Source organism: Halegenticoccus soli, from assembly GCF_002844195.1.
GTDB classification, from domain to species: Archaea; Halobacteriota; Halobacteria; order Halobacteriales; family Haloferacaceae; genus Halegenticoccus; species Halegenticoccus soli.
The window spans coordinates 170,707-188,384 of sequence record NZ_PEND01000005.1 but is presented as its reverse complement, the minus strand read 5'-3'; the positions used below and the strand labels follow the sequence as shown (position 1 = coordinate 188,384).

Genomic DNA, 17,678 nt, shown 5'->3' with positions numbered 1-17,678 from the left:
GGACGGATCGAAAGCGATCGCGACGCCCGAATCGGATACCCTCGTTTCGAAGCTCATCTGTCTCCGGTATCCGCTGACGGTCGTGTTCGTAATAGTTAATCGGCACCTGAACGGGGCTGTCGGGGGTTCCTGGCTGGTTGTTAAGGCGTTCTCCCATACGGCCGGATCGGTGGCTATCTTTTTCCTGAATGGGTCAGGGCTGAGTGTGGTTTGGACATTCCCTTCAAACCACCCCTTTTCAGACATTATTTCTTAGATAAAAGTCCCAAGTGGTCAATCGAATCCCGGAATCGATTTGACACGTCGAAACGGTTCTAGCGACTACTATCGACATGTACGGTACAAAAAGTCGGGTTTCACTCTCAATTCGAAAACAACAAATCGATTGTTTAGGATAAGTGGCTCACTGGAGCCCCTACTTATGTGGATTTTTATCGTTATTACCAGAATTTTCACCTATTCGCTAACCTTTATGTGAGTTTTTCCATTGATATAAATGTGTATGTGTCTGATTCCCTCTTCTCAGGAGATCCAATTATTTCTACTCATATCGTCCTATACGCATGCTAACTTGATGACTGTCGATCTACACTCTGTTGTTCTCGGTGATCGGCGATCGAGCCGACAGCCAAGTTCATGCTGAACCCAAACCGACCGCGTAATCGTTACGGCGTCGATCGGTGTCTTCGTACAGCGGAAACCGACAATAGCTGCTTTCTGAGCGATGTTCAACTACGGAACGCCCAAGAGCTGACTCGCGCTGGGAAAAGAGAAAACCGGACTTGTGAACGATCAAATCAACCCTTCCACAAGAAGACCCAGCTCGCGGAAGATACCTACTCCGTAAGGGAGTGCGATGTTCATGAAGTTGCGGAATAGGACGAAGATCACGAACGAGGTCAGCACACTGAACGGTACGAGCTTGATCACTGACCGGTACCCCTGAAGCCAGGTGAACGCGAACAGGAAGATCGGCGTAATGACGAGGAACCCGATCTGATTGAGGAGACCGATGTAGACGGCGATCAGGACGATAGTGCCGACGTATCGCTTATCCTCGTCGGAGAGGTCAATCGCAGCCGAGACGTCCGACGCTGTGTCCTGAAGCAGGCCCGATTCAAGGTGAACATCCGTTCGACGGTAGATATGGATTAGATTCAGCACGGATGCAATGAGCAGCACAAACAGTACTGCCCTCGGCCAGTATGTCGTTCCTGGGTCGGCGTTGGTACTTCGTATCCCGGCCAGTGTCCTAGAGTAATACAGGAACACGACTGAAGCAGCAATGATGAGGAGAGTGATGATCGCGTCGTTGCGATCGCGCCGCTCTGAGACCGCGTCGCCCGGCGTGTCGCCGTGATCAGATCCCATTACTGATCCACCCCCCCGAACCGCAGGTACTTGCGTCCGAACGCGGTCTCCTGGAGGAGCGGCACCGTGAACAGGATCACTGCGATCACCAGTAACATGAGCGATATCGGCCGTTGGACGAACGTCAGAAGCTCCCCTTGAGCCTTGATCAGGCCGCGTCGCAGACTCGGCTCTGCGATCGGCCCGAGGACGAGTCCGATCACGAGTGGGGCGATCGGGTAATCGTATTGTTCGAGGTAGTAGCCGATTATACCGGTGGCAAGCATAATCCACAGGTCAAATGTTATGTTCCGGGTAGCGAACCCGCCGACAACGCAAAACATCACGATCAGCGCGAGTAGGAGTTCTTGGGGGATGTGCCGAACTTTGGTGAAGACGCGAACGATGGGCTTGTTTGCGAGGAGCACGGCCACGTTAGCTAATAAGAGCGCCGCGAAAACCGTATAAACCAGCGTTTCGTTGGCGTCGATGAACGACGGACCAGGAGTGATTCCGTGCAGGATGAACGCCGCCAAGATGACGGCCGTGGTGGCACTTCCAGGGATACCGAGTGCGAACAGCGGTACGAATGCACCGCTTGCGGCCGCATTGTTCGCCGTTTCAGGGCCGGCAACGCCTTCGGGTACACCCGTTCCAAATCGCTCGCGAATGTCCTGTGGGACGATCCGTTGGGCGAAGGTGTAACCGAACAACGCCCCAGTTGTCGCACCGGCGCCAGGGAGGATTCCAATCAATGTACCAGTAATGGAGTTAAACGAGAGGATCTTCCGAAACCGTTTGAAGAAATGGAGTGGCGGCAGAAGCGATCCTGTTGAAATTGAATCGACCTCCTCATCAGTGACCATCTGGCCGCCGGTTTGAATCTGCTTCAATACCTCAGAAATCGCGAAGACACCTAGGATCACCGGGATTAATTCGATTCCGTTGAATAGAAGGCGATTGCCGAAGGTAAACCGCGGTTGACCTGTGAAGGGGTCGAGTCCGATCGTCGCGATGACGAGCCCCATGGCCATCATCATCGCCGCCTTGGTAACGTTACCGACCCCAATTGTGGAGACGAGTGCAAGCCCAACGACCACGACGCTGAAATACTCCGGATCAGAGAGATTCATCGACCATGCAGCCAGCGTCGGAGAGAACAGGATGAGGATGATGGTACCGACGATCCCGCCGACTGCCGAGCTAAAGACTGCGGTGCTGATTGCTTCCCCCATCCGTCCTTGCTGGTTCATCTTGTAGCCGTCGAGGGTCGTCATGATCGCCTCTGGGGCACCGGGAACCTTGAACATGATCGCGCTAATAGACCCCGCGTAGACAGCGCCGACGTAAATAACTGACAGCATCATGATCCCCGTCACCGGGTCCATGCTGTACGTGAGCGGAATCAACAACACGACAGTCATTGTCCCGTTCATGCCGGGTATTGCCCCGCTAAGCATTCCGAGCACGATGGCGAAGACGAACACTAGAAGGTTCATCCCCGAGAAAATTGTCGCACCGCCTTCGACAAGCTGTTCCAGTACCATCGTCGTTACTGACCTCCAAGCGATAAAGTATGACTGTTAATTTTCATCGATAAGGTGAACCTTCGTACGACTCCTGTAACTACAGTTTACTTGACCGCAGCAATCGGGGGCATCCCCAGCGAGCCATCCCAGAACGGTAGCTGCGACGGATTCCGACACTACCGAGCCCGCGGAGTCCGACATCATTTGGCATTATCCCCGGAATTGTTCCATCGCGGTCTTGAATAGATCGATCTGATTCTCGATGTTTTTCATGTGTTCGTCTCCGGGGAGGAATCCATCACGGATATCGAGATAGTTCTCGCTTTCGAACTCTTTGTAGGAGTCCGTCGCCATCGCCTCCTGAACCACATCCATCCAGAAGGAAACAGCTTCGTCCGGTGTGCCGTTCTTCGCGACCAGCGCCCGCTGAACCCCGAATTGGGCGTCCCAGCCCGTTTCTTCGGCGGTCGGGACTTCTTCGAAGCCTTCGACCGGTTCGTCGATTCCGGCGAAGAGCAGTTTGACCTCTCCCTCGCTTTCCAACTCCTTGATCTCGACGAGTTCGCCGTACGCAACGTCTATCTCGCCCGTGATGACGTCCGACTCCATTTGACCGGCGTCGTCGTACGAGACGATTTCCATGTTGTCAAGAATCCCCGTCTCCTGCCCGAATTCGACCGGAAAGACTGCGCTGTCGAGTCCTCCAGTGATCCCGAACTGAACGGTCTTTTGCTTGGCTGTCTCGACGAACTTGTTGATGTCTTCGTATCCGCCGCCGTTCCGACCGGTCGTGAAGATGAAGCTCGTGTCGTACTGCATCCGGCAGATCCCGACCCAGTCGTCGATCGTGAACGTGGCCTTCTCCTGAGCGATGTTCGGCGCGATAACGTTCGTGTCTGCAAATATAATGTGACCGTCGGCGGGCTGGTTGAGAACGTTCGAGGCACCGTTGAGACCGCCCGCTCCAGTGATATTCTCCACGTTAATTTGGACGTTAATATCCCTATTCTTAAGGATAGTCGCCGCTGGATCCATAACCTGGCGGACCGCGAGGTCGGTGCCGCCGCCGGCGCCCCACGGGACGACGACCGTGACGTTTCGTTCCGGTGCCCAACCGTTGTCGCCGGAACCACCGCCGCCTCCGTTTGAACCGCCGCCGGTACAACCAGCCAAGGCTAACATCCCAGCAATCGCGCCGCTCTTTAAAACAGAACGCCTAGTGCTGTCTATTGTCATGCTCCGTGTTCCAGATCGATATAATGCTACTTATAGTTTATGTTGAATGGGTCCATCGAACGGTTAAAAGAATACTCTCGCGCGACCGTAATTTCAATCGATAGGCAGACCGCCCGCTCCAATTTATCAATGAGGGTCCCTAATCCCGAAATTCGCCGATCACCCGAGGTGCTATCGAGCCCTAGACGATGGGCCGTCCAGCTTCCTCGGGCGCACCGTGGCGAACGGTGCACAACCGCGAGAGGCGGTCCGACGGGGGCGTCGAGTTGCCGGCGGGTCAGGCGACGACGTACTCGTTCGTAATCTTGTCGGCTGCTCTTATTAGCCGATCGAGGTAGGTGTCCAAATCAGAGCCGCGGATCGGATTTCCGTGAATTGGTGCGACGGAAGAGACTTCAAATTGATTGAGAGTAGCGTCCAACGCATCCCGAAGTTTCCCCGGGTCGACGTACCTGAGCCAGACCAGGTTGTCTCTGTGGTACTGGTAGATTTCCTCGAATGGTGTGACGTTGTCGAAGTCGGCCGACGTGTAGTCCTCCTCCTCGGGTTGATGGTAGTTGCCGAACCCATCGGCGGTGAAGAGGACCCGAGAGGCGTGATCATAAATCCAGGTGGTGTGTGATCTGTCAGCGAGCGGTGGATCGATGAAGGAGAACTCCCGGCCGAGAACGTCCATACTCCCTCCAATCGTACACTTCGTTGCGTTCTGAAGGCCCTGAATTTCGGGGGATCCGGACGACGCAATGAGCTCTACGTCGCCCCATCGATCGCGGAACTCACTGATATTGCCGGAGTGTGGGTAATCAGAGTGAGAAAGGATAATCGCATCAACCCCCTTGTCGTCGGTTGCGTCCTGAAGCTGTTCGGAGATCGATCTGCGGTGGTGGACCGATCCCGAGTCAACGACGATGTACCCCGTTTCGGCCTCGATGAGGTACACCGAAACGTGTTCGTTGAAGTCGCTGTGAGCGATCGATTCGTTGATCCATGTGACGGAGTCAGTAATGTTGACAGTCATTGTGGTTCTTCTTTATGGGTCATCCTATGATCCCTAACCGCCCGGTCTGCTGGATTCGAGCGACGACGTCTTTCATCTTCTCCATGTACTCCACTGCATCCTCCCGAATCACCAGACCATGCGCCGGCGCGATCATCGACGGGTTGTACTTCTCGATGAGATTGTCGATCTCTCTCTGCACTTTCTCGACGTCGACGTACTTGTGCCAGAACAGCACACGAGCGTGGAAATGAAGAAGCTGCTCAACTCCGACGTCGTGGTGGGCCTCGTCGACGAAGTTCAACTCGTCCTCAGAGAGGTGAGGGAATCCCATCCAATCGACGGGAAACAGCGTCTCGGTTGTCCGTTCTGTCATCCACACGAACACTGGCGCGTCGAGGAACGCCGCTTCGTGGAACTCGACGGCGAGATCGCCCAGATCGATGGTATCTCCCTCGACGACCTTCATCGCATCGTCGAGGTGGTATAGTTCGTGATCGTTCCCGTACCCTGGACCGACGAGTTCCGCCTTGGGATACTCTCGTAGCATTTCGATCGCGTTGCCTGCGTGGGGAATGTCCGGGTGCGAGACGACCACGTAGTCAAGCGAACGATCGCCGAGGATACTGGATACCTCGTCCTTGAGTTTCTCGGTGCTGGCGGGCGAGAGCGTATCAAAGAGAAGCGTTCGGTCACTTCCGACGAGCAGATACGCACACTGGGGGATGTGTACCGTGTCCCCTGGCGTGCACCACGACGGTGGCTCGTCGCGCAGTTCGAAATTATCCCGCTGATCGGGACCGAGTTCTTGGAGCCAGTGGATTCCGGGGCTAATTTCTCTAGCCATACAGTCGCGAAAATACCTTCGACTATCTTAATTGTTTGGGATACTCACCCATGAATTGTTTCGTCACAGTAAACCACAGAGGCCAGTATCGATTTAATAGCGTCACAAACGGTGCGGTCGCTCCAGTCACGCGGTCGCACGAGTCTGCTCGCGTCGACATGATAGAACGCAAAACGTTAATCATGATCGATATCCATGTGTGATATATGACGCCGCACAACGATGAGCCGAAAACGATCAAATCCGTCCAAACAGCGTTCGATATCGTCGAAATAGTCGCCAGCGAGAACCGCCCGACGACGTCACAAATCGCGGCGAAGATCGGGTACTCTCGAAGTACAACGCACTACCATCTACAGACGCTCCAACAGAACAGGTACGTGGTTCGTGACGACGACGGCTTCCGCCTCGGTCTTCGGACCGCACGACTGGGACAGCGTGCGCTCGAACAACACGAACTCAGTGGCATCGTCGAACGAACGGCTGACGAGTTGGCGGCCGATACCGGAATGGTGGCACACGTGGCTGTCCCAGAGGAGGGTAAAGCAGTCTGTCTCTACCGCACGGGGGAGGACGAGTCCGAGCCCAACGTGCGCGTCGGTCAGGCGTCGGACCTCCACTGTACCGCGTTTGGTCAAGCAATCCTCGCCTGGATTTCGGATACCGCTTTAGATGACCTGATCGAAACGCACGGTCTGTCACGTTATACTGATCGGACTCTGACAACGAAGACGAACCTCTCCGATCGCTTAAAAACGGTTCGAGATCTCGGGCTCGCCTACAGCGCCGAGGAACGCGTTGACGGAGTGAGTAGCGTCGCTGCACCCATTTTGGATCAGTCGACTACCCACGTCGTCGGTGCTATCGGTGTTACTGCCTCGCACGATGAGATCGAAAATCCGTACAAGCACATCAAGGCGAGGCGGTTCTCGGATGAGCTCCCGGAGCAAGTCCAACGGGCGGCTCGAATCGTCAGCGATAGGTTACACGATCAGCGCCACTCCTAGCTCGCCGTTCGATAGCGTCGAACGGAAAAACACCAGGTAACGAACTAATTGTATAAGTAGATTCGTTCCGATTGATTCGAACGACGATGGATATCACAGACAAAGCGTACGGCTGTCTAATCGGCGGTGCGATCGGAGACGCTCTCGGGGCGCCCGTCGAGGGCTGGACTTACAAGCAGATCAAGGATGAGTACGGAACGGTGGAAGATTTCAAACATTACTATATGCCGTATGCGAACACTGAACCTGGCGCGGTCACGAGCGAGACGACGATGCGACAACTCGTTGGATTAGCCATCGTAAAAAAAGGCGGGCGCATCTCACCGCCCGATTTCGGCGAGGTTCTCTGCGATCATCTCAATCCTGACCGCGTGTGGATCAGTGAGGAGATCGCACTGCGGAAGCTAAGTGCCGGAATGAATCCGTGGGAAACCGGAACCGGCGCCGTCCCTGATAACAAAATGACTTCTGCTGTTACACCCATCGGGATCGTCAACGCCGGAAATCCGACCCAGGCCTATCAAGATGGATACGTTATCGCCTCCGTCGTCCAAGACGGCCACTATCGACACGCGACAGCAACCGTCGCAGCGGGTATCGCCGAGGCCGTCTCTCCTGGAGCAACGATCGAGTCGGTTTTGGCGACGATGATCGATCACGCTTGTGGAGTAGTTGCGCGAGCGATTGATCTTGCGATGGGGATTGCCCAGGAGAGTGACTCGGTTGACGATCTCATTGTGTCGCTATACGACGACTTCTTGGACTGGCGGTGGCCACCTGTCAACTGGAACCGAGAAAAATACAACACCGGCAAGGTATTCAGTGCGAATACTCTGGAGGTGCTCCCCGTCTCAATGGCGATCTTAAGCGTTAGTGAGTCTGACGTGAACCGATCCATCGTCAACGGCGTCACCTATGGACGCGACAGCGATGCCGTCGGGAGTCTCATCGGTAGCATCACCGGTACACTCCATGGCGCGAGCTCCATTCGAGAGGATTGGAAGATGAAGTGTGAACGTGCGAATCGAGAGTTCTTTGAAGAGCTCGAAGGCGATGCAGACGCCGACTTCAGATCAATGGCGAGAAGGCTAATCGAGGTGCTCAAGCACGAACGAAGCCGAGCGAGGGAGCGTACGGACCTGCTGGACGAAATGTTGGCAGACTGACTGCCTGGTTGCTCTGAGTGGCGAATATACGTGTTGTGTCTCCCAGAGATCGAGACGATCCTCACTATCTACTAAGGGTGGGTTACAAAACTATGTCTGTCACATGTATTGTTACCCCTTTGTCAGCATGGAGGACGGATACGACACATAATGATTCTATACAGTAGAACAGCCGCAGCGAGATGTTCAAGTGATCGAGAACAGAACACGGAGTTCCAGTATAGAAGTGGAGCGAAGTTCATAAAGCGCCTCTCGTCCTGCTATCAGAATCCTATATCTGATCAGATATTGGTGATGAAAAGAAACTCGTTCGAATCGATGTCTGTTTTAATTGTTTACATCAGAGGTAGATATCTATATGCTATTCTGATCACTCGTGGAATCGCGAAAAAGCCGAGGCCTTAACAAGCCAACTTGTGCTCATAAATAATCGTACTCCATATCAACCTGACAGTTGATATCATGCTTCGGGCCATTTTGTTATATTATACACTTTCTACACATATTACTGGAATAATAGCTGATTTACCGGCTCAGATGTGGCCTATTCCAGCATTTTCATAACAAGTGTAATGTCTGAGTATTAAATCGACTGTGGTGTAGAGCGGACTGGAACGGCTTCATCGGCGTCAAATCGAACGATATCCCGATTTACCTTCCTCTGACACAATTCGTCAATCACCTTCACTCGAAGGTAGAGTACAAGTAATTCTATCTAAGATGCGAGGGGCGGTCCCACGGAAGCCACACCGCCGCTTCTGCGGAACCGAGGGCGCGACCGTTGGGACATGTTCGGGAAATCCTGAACACCGCTTCGCCGTTTCTTCCCCACATGGATTTAGGAGGGGCTAAAAAGGAGTGCCACGAGGGAGTCGTTTTTCGGCGCAAACGTTCGCCTCCGACGGCAGGTCGAGCTTCCGGATTCCGTGCCCTCGAATCGCCGAACGCCGCGCGGTCCAGCCAGGCGACGACAGTCCCCGTCGCGCCGAGTCGGATCGGGCCGGCCCCGAACCGCTCGGGTACGCGGGATCTGAGCCGGAGGTGATCTGACACGTAACGAGCGGAAGCCCACGACTTGAGTCGTGGGTCTAAGCGATAGGCGCGGCCCTGCTACCGCAAGAGATAGGCCGGTTGGGGTCATCCCGATGGGTAACTCGGCTGGGAAAACTGGTGTTGGCTTGGGGTCACCGTTATCAAAAAGTAACCCTGCCCGATTGAGTTGGGCTGATGGCATAGCCCGTAGGGTGTTAGCGGGAGCGTCCAAACGGACTGGCGTCGCCATGCGCCCATCGTCCCGACGCATTGCCTACAAACCGGGACCGTCCACAGCGGACGGGAAGTTGCCTTCGTTGGGGTGGTCAGCATGACCGACCCCAAGCGCAAGGAATCCCGCGACTTCAGTCGTGCGGAGGATGTCAAGTGGTGTACACCGACTTCGATCGCGAACGGACGTACCGCGAGGACCGGTTCGCCGCGCGGACCGTCTTCGAGAGCGAGCGGATGAAGGTTGCGCTCGGCTACTTCGCGCCGGGCCAGTTCATTCCCGTCCACGCCCCGGGGAGCGATGTCGCCATCGCGGTGCGGACCGGAACCGGCGTCGTGCGCGACGGGGCGGACGAGCACGCGGTCGGGCCCGGGGACGTGGTCGTCGTCGAAGCCGGGACCGAGCGGGGCGTACGCGACGACGACGACAGCCGACTGGAAGCGACACTCGTCACCGCACCTCCGCCGACCGATCAGGAACACGCGCCGGTTCGGCGCGGGCTCAGACGGGGCGAGTTCGACCCGAACGCGGGGGCCGACGACTGAGTCCCGGACGTCGACCGAACTCGTTCGGCGCGGCGCTTTCACGACGCGGGTGCGAACGAGCGAACATGGCGAACGTTTCCCACGAGAACGCCGAACCGGTCACGGATCGCGTTCACGACAACTCGTGGTCGGCGAACCTCGAGAAACCGCAGCACGCCGACGACCGCGGCCTCGTCGTCGAGCAGGCGATCGACGCGATCAGACACACGGCGCCGGGCAACCACGTCAACCTCGTCACGCACGGAACCCACGGCCACCCCTCGGAGTACCTGTTCGACGCGCTCGCCGACGAGTTCGACGCCGACGTCGAGTGGGAGTACGTCAAACAGTGCGGCTGCGGCGGGCACGTCACCCGTTCGCGTGTGAGAACGAGCGCGGAGATCACGGATTCGGCGATCCACTGCGCTCGAACTTCCGACGTTCTCCGTGAGAGCGCCGGAACACGGTACCCCGGAGTGTTCGGGTGTGAAATATCAAACATATCTTGGACAACGCTTTAGCGGAGATCTCACGTACGTCCTCTGCGGGGGGACACATGGTCAGTACGGAGGACCCGAACAACCGAGTGAAAATCGACGTCTTCGTCCGGGCGTTCGCCCCGAGAGGGGCCGAAGACGTTCCGGCGACGATCGTCCGGCGGTTAGAGAAACTCGAATCGGAGGGAAAGATCGACGAATACGAGACGCACGTCTGGGGGCGAAAAATCACCGCCCCGCGATCGGGCGAGGAGCCGGTCTGTGGCGGGTGGATCCTCGAACGGATCGAAGAGTTCACCGAGTGGGCGGACGAGCACGGCGTGTGCTTCGATCCGTGCCTCGTCGAGCGCGAGGTTCACTCCGAGATGACCGGCGAGCGGCGCACCGAGATCACGCTGCCCGTCGTCTGTCTCGCGCTGTATCGGGGGGAGAATGTCGTCGGAGTCGTTCCGTGCAGAGACGCTGACGGCGGCGTTCAGCGGTCAGTTTCCGACTGCCTCGCGCGGTTAGAATCGAATCGGAAACGGCTATCCGTCGGTATTCGATCGTGATCGCGGCGGTGAACTCGAAGAGCTCGTCTCCGAAGGTATCTCGGGCCGGCGCTCGCGAGTAAACGACCACGGGTCGGGTGACCCGTGGAACTCTCGCTGTTTTCTTTATATCGACGGACGGAGCTACGAACGTGACGCCGGCGGCCGCCCTCGACCCGCATCGCGTTCACTTCCTCTCCTCTCCGCTTTGACGCGTATCCGAGCTGGCACGCTGAGCCGACTGCGCGGCCGCACTCTCGGGGTCGTTCGCGGCGCGGAGGCGTGCGACCGCCGAGCGAGTGGGGGTAGTGTGACGGCCACCAGAATCCGCAACGGTCGCCACTGCTTCCCCGCGATTGAAATCCGCCTATATTCGAGTAGACCATCTGCGGAGCATCGGTTATCATATATCTTATTCGAAGAGAAAAATTATTCATGGTTGGTCTATGAAGACGATCACTGAGTGTGATGCGCTAACCATGGTTCGAATGAACACAGTCGAGCTTGAAACCGAACTCAGTCTCTTCAAATACGGCGATTTAGAGCAACTTCCGCACGAATACCGCGAGTTACGGGAGGGCGAACGGGCGGACCGGATCGAGGCCGCGCGCGACGAGCTGGGCGACGACGTCGTCGTGCTCGGACACAACTACCAGCGCCGAGAGATCGTCGAGCACGCCGACTTCGTCGGCGACTCGTATCAGCTGAGCGCACGAGCGGCGGAAACCGATGCGGCGCACGTCGTCTTCTGCGGCGTGACGTTCATGGCTGAGAGCGCCGACATCGTCACCGGCAGCGATCAGACGGTGATTCTGCCCTCCGTGGAAGCGTCGTGCCCGATGGCCGGGATGGCCGAGGCCCTCCAGGTCGACGCGGCTTGGGACAAGATCACCCGCGCGACGAACGGTCGCACGCTCGTTCCGGTCGCGTACATGAACTCCTACGCCGATCTGAAGGCGTTCTGCGCCGAACAGGGCGGTCTCGTTTGCACGTCGTCGAACGCCCACAACGCCTTCGAGTGGGCGCTCGACCGCGGCGACGCCGTTCTCTTCCTGCCGGACAAGTACCTCGGTCTCAACACCGCTCACCGCCTGGGCCTCGAAGAAGAAACGGCCGAGTGGGACCCGTGGGACCCCGCGTCCCCCGAGGCTGACGAGGTCGCCGACGCGACGGTCGTCCTCTGGAACGGCTACTGCCAGGTACACGAGCGGTTCCGAGCGGAGCACGTAAACCGGATTCGGGCGCGGCGCCCCGACGCGAAGGTGGTGGTTCACCCGGAGTGCCGGCGCGAAGTCGTCGAAGCGGCGGACGTCGTCGGGTCGACGAGGACGATCCGTCGGACGATCGCGGACGCCGACCCCGGCGAGACGTGGGCGATCGGGACGGAGATCCACCTCGCGAGGCATCTCGATCGCTGGTACCCCGAGGTGGAGGTACTGCCGCTGTGCGGCGACGCCTGCATGGACTGCAACGCGATGCGTCAGATCGATCCGAACTACCTGACGTGGGTTCTCGAAGAGCTCGCCGCCGGCCGAGAGCGGAACGTCATCGAGGTCCGGCCGCGGGAGCGGAGAGCCGCCGGAATCGCCCTCGACCGCATGCTCGAACTGTGATGCGCTGCGACGTACTCATCGTCGGAAGCGGGATCGCGGGGTGCAGCGCGGCGTTCGCGGCGGCCGCCGAGGGCGCGGACGTCGCCGTGATCACGAAGGCGACGAAACCGGCTGACGCGGCGAGCGACCGGGCGCAGGGCGGCGTCGCCACGACTCGGACGTCTCCCGCGTCGCTCAAGCGCGACGTCCTCCGAGCGAGCGCCGGCACCGCCGACGAGAACGCCGTCGACGTGCTCGTCGAAGATGCCGCGTCCGCGATCGACGACGTGCTGCACGGGACGCTCTCCGTCCCCTTCGATACGACGGACGGGGGATACGACTTCGGTCGCGAGGCCGCCCACTCCGAGGCGCGCATCCTCCGCGTCGACGCGGAAACCGGCCGGCACGTGCTTCGCCCGTTCCTCTCCCGCATCGAGGACGACGAGCGGATCGCGGTGCGCGAGGGCACCGCAGCCATCGACCTGATCGTCCGGGACGGGCGCGTCCACGGCGCGGTCGTCGAGCGCGACCGGGAGGTCGAACGCGTGTACGCCGGGGCGACGATCCTCGCGACGGGCGGAGTCGGTTCGGTGTATCGAAGAACGACCAACCCCGCGGGGGCCACCGGCGACGGGATCGCGATGGCGGCGCTCGCCGGCGCTGCCGTCGCGGACATGGAGTTCGTGCAGTTTCATCCGACCGCCTACGACGACGATTCGTCCTTCCTCGTCAGCGAAGCGGTCCGCGGGGAGGGAGCGGTTCTCCGAAACGGTCGGGGCGAGCGGTTCATGCCGAACTACCACCGGGACGCAGAACTCGCCCCCCGCGACGTCGTGGCGCGTGCGGTCGACCGCGAGCGAGGAGAAACCGACGCGGTCGTCCTCGACGTCTCGACGATCGACTTCCGCGAGCGGTTTCCGGGCCTGGCGGAGGCGTGCGACGAACGGGGCGTCGACCTCCCCTCGATTCCGGTCGCGCCCGCGGAGCACTTCCTCTGCGGGGGGATCGCCGTGGACGACGTCGGTCGAACCAGCCTCGGTCAGTTGTTCGCCGCGGGAGAGTGCGCCCGAACGGGCGTCCACGGCGCGAACAGGCTCGCGAGCACGAGCCTCCTCGAAGGGCTCGTCTGGGGACTGCGCGCGGGCGAAGCGGCCGCCGGGCGTTCGCCCAAGACGATCGAGCGCCCGCTTCCCCTCGACCGGGATCCCGAACTCCCCGAGGCGTTCGTCCGGGAGAAGTTCGACCGGTTGCGCGGAGTGATGGACGAGCACGCCTGGATCACCCGAACGCCCAGGGGGCTCCGAATCGCGGAGCGTACGCTCCGTCGGCTCAAGGGGGAAGTGGACGCGTACGCGCGTACGCGAACGGCGCAGGAGTTCTACGAACTGCGGAACGCGTGCGTCACGGCGCTTCTGATCGTCCGCGCGGCCGGAGATAACCCCAACTCAGTCGGTTGCCACCACGTCGATCGAAAACGCGAACCCCATGGTCATCAGTAACCGGAAAATCGAAGCGTGGTTCGTCGAGGATCTGGGCCACCACGACGTCGCGAACGACGTCCCCGGCGAGACGACCGGCGCGCTCGTCGCGACCGAAGCGGGGGTCGTCGCCGGAGTCGACGTGGCGACGGCCGTGTTCGAGTACGTAAACGTCGACGTCGAACCGACCGTCGCCGCCGGAACGCGCGTCCGTCCGGGCGAGGCGGTGCTCCGGGTCGAAGGATCGGCCCGGGGGGTGCTCCGCGGCGAGCGCATCGCCACCAACGTGGTCGGACACGCCTCGGGTATCGCGACCAGGACGCGAGAGGCGGTCGACGCCGCGCGCGCGGTGTGCGACGGCGTTCGGATCGCCGGGACGCGCAAGACGACGCCGGGACTCAGAGGGCTCGAAAAGCGAGCCGTCGCCGCCGGCGGCGGCGACACCCACCGACTCGACCTCTCGCACCTGGTGATGGTAAAGGACAACCACGTCGCCGAGTTGGGTCTCGAACGCGCGATCGAGCGCTTCCGAGGTCGGGCCTCGTTCGTAACGCGGATCGAAGTCGAGGTTGAGCGCCCCGAAGACGGCCGTCGGGCCGCCGAAGCCGGGGCCGACATCGTTCTGTTCGACAACCTCTCTCCCGCCCGTGTCCGAGAGGGCGTCGATCTGTTACCGGCGGGGACGCTTGCGGAGGCCAGTGGCGGCATCACGATCGAGGACGTCCCGGCCTACGCCCGGACCGGCGTCGACGTTATTTCGCTCGGAGTGCTCACCCACAGCGCGCCCGCGCTCGACTTCTCGTTCCGGACGGGCTGAGTCGGCCGGGACGCTCTCCGATCCGCCGTACCTGCGGGTAGTGGCTCGTTCAAGGTATCGCGTCTCTCGACAAGGCGAGTGTCGGCGGACGGGTCACTCGACGCTATCACGCCGGCCGTTTCTTCGAGTCGCTGTTTTCACATAATCAGTTAGATTTTTGTGCCGATCGAAATGGAAATCAGAAGCGGATCGAAGCGAAGATTCGACTGGCAAAATCGACTAGTCGAACGGGGCGATCCCGACTGTGAGCTTGATTTACGAAGTTGTAAAAACGAGGGAAATTCCGATAAAATAGCCAATTCAATGGGAAATATAGTATTAATCCGTCGAGATCGGAGAGGTTGTTACTGATTTCTTCCTCATCACCCTAGTCCTGGCGGGTGCAAGGATACGGACCGCGCGGTCCGTACTCTATCGGTACACGGGGTTCCAACGGCACCATTTCGACGCGGACAATTGCTCGACGTTCTAATTTAATTAATTATATTCAAATCAGGATCGGGGACCGCTTGAACTCCGGGCGGCGTCCGCGGATTCGGGTACCTCACACGACGAACCCTCCCGAGGAACGACTCCAACCGCGTTCACGCTTCGCCTCCGTCGTCGTCGGGGTCCCCGAGCGTGCCGGTATCTCGCAACTCGATGAGGGCGCGGCCGAGCGGTTCGCGGACGGCGAGTTCCTCGTAGTACTGCGTCCCGCCTCAGCTCTCGGTCGCTGAACGCTAGTTCGACAGAGCCCTTTCCGACGTTTCTGTGGGGAGTCGACGGAAGGCGGACAGGACTGACCTCACCGATGAAGACCTTCGGGTTACGGAAACGTAACGGCGTTTCGGTTACGTAACTATGCGTGTCACGTCACGTTTCTACCGGGGACGCGTACGCGGTGATCTTCGATCCCGTTTTCGGACGACACCAGTTGTCCTGCGCGTTTCGTACAGGGACGCGACTGGGCGCGCCAAGAATCGCACTGCGTCCCTAAGCCGTCGACGTGAGGTTCCGGTTCGCCCTCGGTCGCGGCACGCCTCGACGGTCCATTCCCGACCAGGTCGGGTTGTACTTAACCTGCGTGAAATGCGAGCGTACGATTTGTACCTCCCCGGGGCGATACGGCACAGGGGATGTCCCGACGCGGGTAAGGTGCCGACGGACCGAGCGGCGATCCGGGCTCTCCAGGAGACGTGCACAATGACAGAGAACGAACCCACCACGACGGATCAGAAAGAATCGATCCTCGACCGATCGAACGGCGGTGAGTCGCGTCGCTCGTTCGTGAAAAAGGCCACGCTGGCGGCCGGCCTGCTCGCGATCGACCTCGGCGCTACTGGCCCCGCTGTGGCTCAGGAGTCGGGGGAGCAGGGAGCGAACCAACCGCCAGTGTTCAGCAGCGGCGTGCTGACAGGGTCGCAGGAAGTGCCGCCAGTTCAGACCACCGCACGGGGGACGACGTTGTTCCAACGCGCCCGAGACGGTGACGAAGTCCGGTTCGTGCTTATCGTCGATGCGATCGAGAACGTCACGCAGGCGCACATCCACCTCGGCAGGGAAGGGGAAAACGGCGAGGTGGTGGCCTTCCTCTTCGGGCAGCAAAACGAGGACGGCGAGTTCGTCGGGCCGCTGGAGGACGGGGTGACCGTGGACGACCTCACCGGGCTCTCGACCGGGGACGTGACGGACGACGATCTCGTCGGACCGCTCGAAGGAGAGCAGATCGAAAGGTTGCTCTCGGAGATGAGGGCCGGGAACACGTACGTGAACGTTCACACGGAGCAACGCCCGGAGGGAGAGATCCGCGGTCAGATACGGCGCGTTCCGTTACGGCGACTCCAACAGTAGGAGCGTCCGCCGTCTACGGTTCTTTTTCGACTTCCGGGGGCACATTCGTCGATTTTGGCGCTTCGAGAGGGAAGGCGCTCGCACGGTCTCTCGACCACGGTCGAAACGGGGAGTTCGCGCAATCGGTCCGTCGGAGCGGGCCGCCAAAGGGAAGGAAGTTGAGCAGGTGGTACAACGCTAGCGACGGGTCCCCACTCAACGGTATGGCGTACAGCGTGGAGCGGAATGAGTGTTCTCTAACCCGCGGGAAAGGGACTTACCTCGACGTTGCTACCGTGCGGTACCGTTCTGTGTTTGGTCGAAAACGATGCTCACCCGGCGATTCGCGCGTGGGACACGCACTGACGTGCACGTCTCATTTCGTGATTCGAACTCCGCCCCCGGCGGAGTACTCGTCAGGGGTCTTGACCCAACCTCAGTCGTGACAGACGACGATGCCCTGAACGTTCACGAGCGAGCCGCCGCACTCCGGGCAGGCGTCAGTATCTGCCGTCGCGGGCGACGAACACCGCGGACGACCGGCGAACTCGCCCGTTTCGAGGAGCGAGATCGCCTCGGCGACGTTGCGGTGGGACTCGCCCGTCGAGTGGGGGTAGACGCCGACCAGCGTTTCGTCTCTGTACACGGCGAGGCACATGACCGGCGTTCTGAGCAGCGTCTTCGTCTCGCCGGTGAACGTCGACGTGGTCGTTCGCACGACAAACGGCGGGTGGATGCTGAGTCCGTGACCGTCAGCCCAGTCAGCGAACCGCTCGTACGCATCGAGAAACTCGCCGTAGACGGACTGCGCTGACAACGGCAGTACCTCCGGCCAGGCGCGGATCAACAACGCGTCGATCACGCCGTCCTCCTCGAGCGAGCGCAAAGTCGCGAGGCGGGTGTCCACCGGGTCGAGACAGAGCGCCGGGCGCACGAACACTTGGACTGTCACTCGTGAAGGGTGGTTGGTCATGGTCCTCGGTCCGATTTCCGGTTCTCGGAGCACCGGACTGCTCGATGAATCGCGTAGCG

Annotated in this window: 14 protein-coding genes and 1 pseudogene; 9 read left to right on the top strand and 6 right to left on the bottom strand. The window is 59.5% G+C overall.

Annotated features, from left to right (window positions below; all coding sequences use genetic code 11):
• Positions 1 to 792: 792 nt before the first annotated feature.
• From CNO20_RS14770 to CNO20_RS14750, 5 genes are all read right to left on the bottom strand, one after another.
• Entirely contained in the window at positions 793 to 1,371 is a 579-nt protein-coding gene (locus CNO20_RS14770) for a tripartite tricarboxylate transporter TctB family protein (RefSeq protein ID WP_101296900.1), read from the bottom strand.
• On the bottom strand, positions 1,371 to 2,897 hold the full coding sequence (locus tag CNO20_RS14765; protein ID WP_101296898.1) for a tripartite tricarboxylate transporter permease: 1,527 nt from the start codon (positions 2,895 to 2,897) through the stop codon (positions 1,371 to 1,373). The genes CNO20_RS14770 and CNO20_RS14765 overlap by 1 nt, the downstream gene beginning before the upstream one ends.
• 192 nt (positions 2,898 to 3,089) lie before the next feature.
• Positions 3,090 to 4,115 (bottom strand): Bug family tripartite tricarboxylate transporter substrate binding protein, encoded by a 1,026-nt coding sequence (locus tag CNO20_RS14760; RefSeq protein ID WP_199174860.1) that lies wholly within the window; start codon positions 4,113 to 4,115, stop codon positions 3,090 to 3,092.
• A 277-nt stretch (positions 4,116 to 4,392) separates the two neighbouring features.
• On the bottom strand, positions 4,393 to 5,133 hold the full coding sequence (locus CNO20_RS14755) for an MBL fold metallo-hydrolase (protein WP_101296897.1): 741 nt from the start codon (positions 5,131 to 5,133) through the stop codon (positions 4,393 to 4,395).
• A gap of 19 nt (positions 5,134 to 5,152) precedes the next feature.
• On the bottom strand, positions 5,153 to 5,959 hold the full coding sequence (locus tag CNO20_RS14750; RefSeq protein WP_101296896.1) for an MBL fold metallo-hydrolase: 807 nt from the start codon (positions 5,957 to 5,959) through the stop codon (positions 5,153 to 5,155).
• A gap of 206 nt (positions 5,960 to 6,165) precedes the next feature.
• On the opposite strand from CNO20_RS14750, the gene CNO20_RS14745 reads away from it, so the two are divergent.
• The 9 genes and pseudogenes from CNO20_RS14745 to CNO20_RS14705 all read left to right on the top strand — a co-directional run bounded on the left by CNO20_RS14745 (position 6,166) and on the right by CNO20_RS14705 (position 16,667).
• A complete protein-coding gene (locus CNO20_RS14745; RefSeq protein WP_101296894.1) occupies positions 6,166 to 6,966 on the top strand; it encodes an IclR family transcriptional regulator in 801 nt (266 codons plus the stop codon).
• 86 nt (positions 6,967 to 7,052) lie between these two features.
• Positions 7,053 to 8,132 carry an ADP-ribosylglycohydrolase family protein gene (locus tag CNO20_RS14740; protein WP_101296893.1) on the top strand — a complete coding sequence of 360 codons (1,080 nt, stop codon included), beginning with the start codon at positions 7,053 to 7,055 and terminating at the stop codon, positions 8,130 to 8,132.
• A 1,419-nt stretch (positions 8,133 to 9,551) separates the two neighbouring features.
• Complete coding sequence (locus CNO20_RS14735) at positions 9,552 to 9,941, top strand: cupin domain-containing protein (RefSeq protein WP_101296892.1); 390 nt, start codon at positions 9,552 to 9,554, stop codon at positions 9,939 to 9,941.
• 65 nt (positions 9,942 to 10,006) lie between these two features.
• Positions 10,007 to 10,297, top strand: a pseudogene (locus CNO20_RS14730) (CGCGG family putative rSAM-modified RiPP protein); the annotation flags it as partial.
• Positions 10,298 to 10,476: 179 nt separating this feature from the next.
• Complete coding sequence (locus tag CNO20_RS14725) at positions 10,477 to 10,968, top strand: HTH domain-containing protein (protein WP_101296889.1); 492 nt, start codon at positions 10,477 to 10,479, stop codon at positions 10,966 to 10,968.
• Between the two features lie 458 nt (positions 10,969 to 11,426).
• Complete coding sequence (gene nadA / locus CNO20_RS14720; protein WP_101296887.1) at positions 11,427 to 12,560, top strand: quinolinate synthase NadA; 1,134 nt, start codon at positions 11,427 to 11,429, stop codon at positions 12,558 to 12,560.
• Positions 12,560 to 14,038, top strand: a complete 1,479-nt coding sequence (locus CNO20_RS14715) for an L-aspartate oxidase (protein WP_101296886.1) — start codon at positions 12,560 to 12,562, stop codon at positions 14,036 to 14,038. The genes nadA and CNO20_RS14715 overlap by 1 nt, the downstream gene beginning before the upstream one ends.
• On the top strand, positions 14,025 to 14,834 hold the full coding sequence (gene nadC / locus CNO20_RS14710) for a carboxylating nicotinate-nucleotide diphosphorylase (protein WP_101296885.1): 810 nt from the start codon (positions 14,025 to 14,027) through the stop codon (positions 14,832 to 14,834). The genes CNO20_RS14715 and nadC overlap by 14 nt, the downstream gene beginning before the upstream one ends.
• Positions 14,835 to 16,019: 1,185 nt before the next feature.
• Complete coding sequence (locus CNO20_RS14705; RefSeq protein WP_101296884.1) at positions 16,020 to 16,667, top strand: CHRD domain-containing protein; 648 nt, start codon at positions 16,020 to 16,022, stop codon at positions 16,665 to 16,667.
• A 415-nt stretch (positions 16,668 to 17,082) separates the two neighbouring features.
• Here the strand turns inward: CNO20_RS14705 and CNO20_RS14700 are convergent, their stop codons facing one another.
• Complete coding sequence (locus CNO20_RS14700) at positions 17,083 to 17,619, bottom strand: HTH domain-containing protein (RefSeq protein WP_332889009.1); 537 nt, start codon at positions 17,617 to 17,619, stop codon at positions 17,083 to 17,085.
• Positions 17,620 to 17,678 lie beyond the last annotated feature (59 nt).

What these genes read in the sequence shown, in the direction of transcription:
- CNO20_RS14770 (WP_101296900.1), bottom strand. Translation starts at nt 1,371, where the DNA reads ATGGGATCTGATCACGGCGACACGCCGGGCGACGCGGTCTCAGAGCGG.
- CNO20_RS14765 (WP_101296898.1), bottom strand. Translation starts at nt 2,897, where the DNA reads ATGGTACTGGAACAGCTTGTCGAAGGCGGTGCGACAATTTTCTCGGGG.
- CNO20_RS14760 (WP_199174860.1), bottom strand. Translation starts at nt 4,115, where the DNA reads ATGACAATAGACAGCACTAGGCGTTCTGTTTTAAAGAGCGGCGCGATT.
- CNO20_RS14755 (WP_101296897.1), bottom strand. Translation starts at nt 5,133, where the DNA reads ATGACTGTCAACATTACTGACTCCGTCACATGGATCAACGAATCGATC.
- CNO20_RS14750 (WP_101296896.1), bottom strand. Translation starts at nt 5,959, where the DNA reads ATGGCTAGAGAAATTAGCCCCGGAATCCACTGGCTCCAAGAACTCGGT.
- CNO20_RS14745 (WP_101296894.1), top strand. Translation starts at nt 6,166, where the DNA reads ATGACGCCGCACAACGATGAGCCGAAAACGATCAAATCCGTCCAAACA.
- CNO20_RS14740 (WP_101296893.1), top strand. Translation starts at nt 7,053, where the DNA reads ATGGATATCACAGACAAAGCGTACGGCTGTCTAATCGGCGGTGCGATC.
- CNO20_RS14725 (WP_101296889.1), top strand. Translation starts at nt 10,477, where the DNA reads ATGGTCAGTACGGAGGACCCGAACAACCGAGTGAAAATCGACGTCTTC.
- nadA (WP_101296887.1), top strand. Translation starts at nt 11,427, where the DNA reads ATGGTTCGAATGAACACAGTCGAGCTTGAAACCGAACTCAGTCTCTTC.
- CNO20_RS14715 (WP_101296886.1), top strand. Translation starts at nt 12,560, where the DNA reads ATGCGCTGCGACGTACTCATCGTCGGAAGCGGGATCGCGGGGTGCAGC.
- nadC (WP_101296885.1), top strand. Translation starts at nt 14,025, where the DNA reads ATGGTCATCAGTAACCGGAAAATCGAAGCGTGGTTCGTCGAGGATCTG.
- CNO20_RS14705 (WP_101296884.1), top strand. Translation starts at nt 16,020, where the DNA reads ATGACAGAGAACGAACCCACCACGACGGATCAGAAAGAATCGATCCTC.
- CNO20_RS14700 (WP_332889009.1), bottom strand. Translation starts at nt 17,619, where the DNA reads ATGACCAACCACCCTTCACGAGTGACAGTCCAAGTGTTCGTGCGCCCG.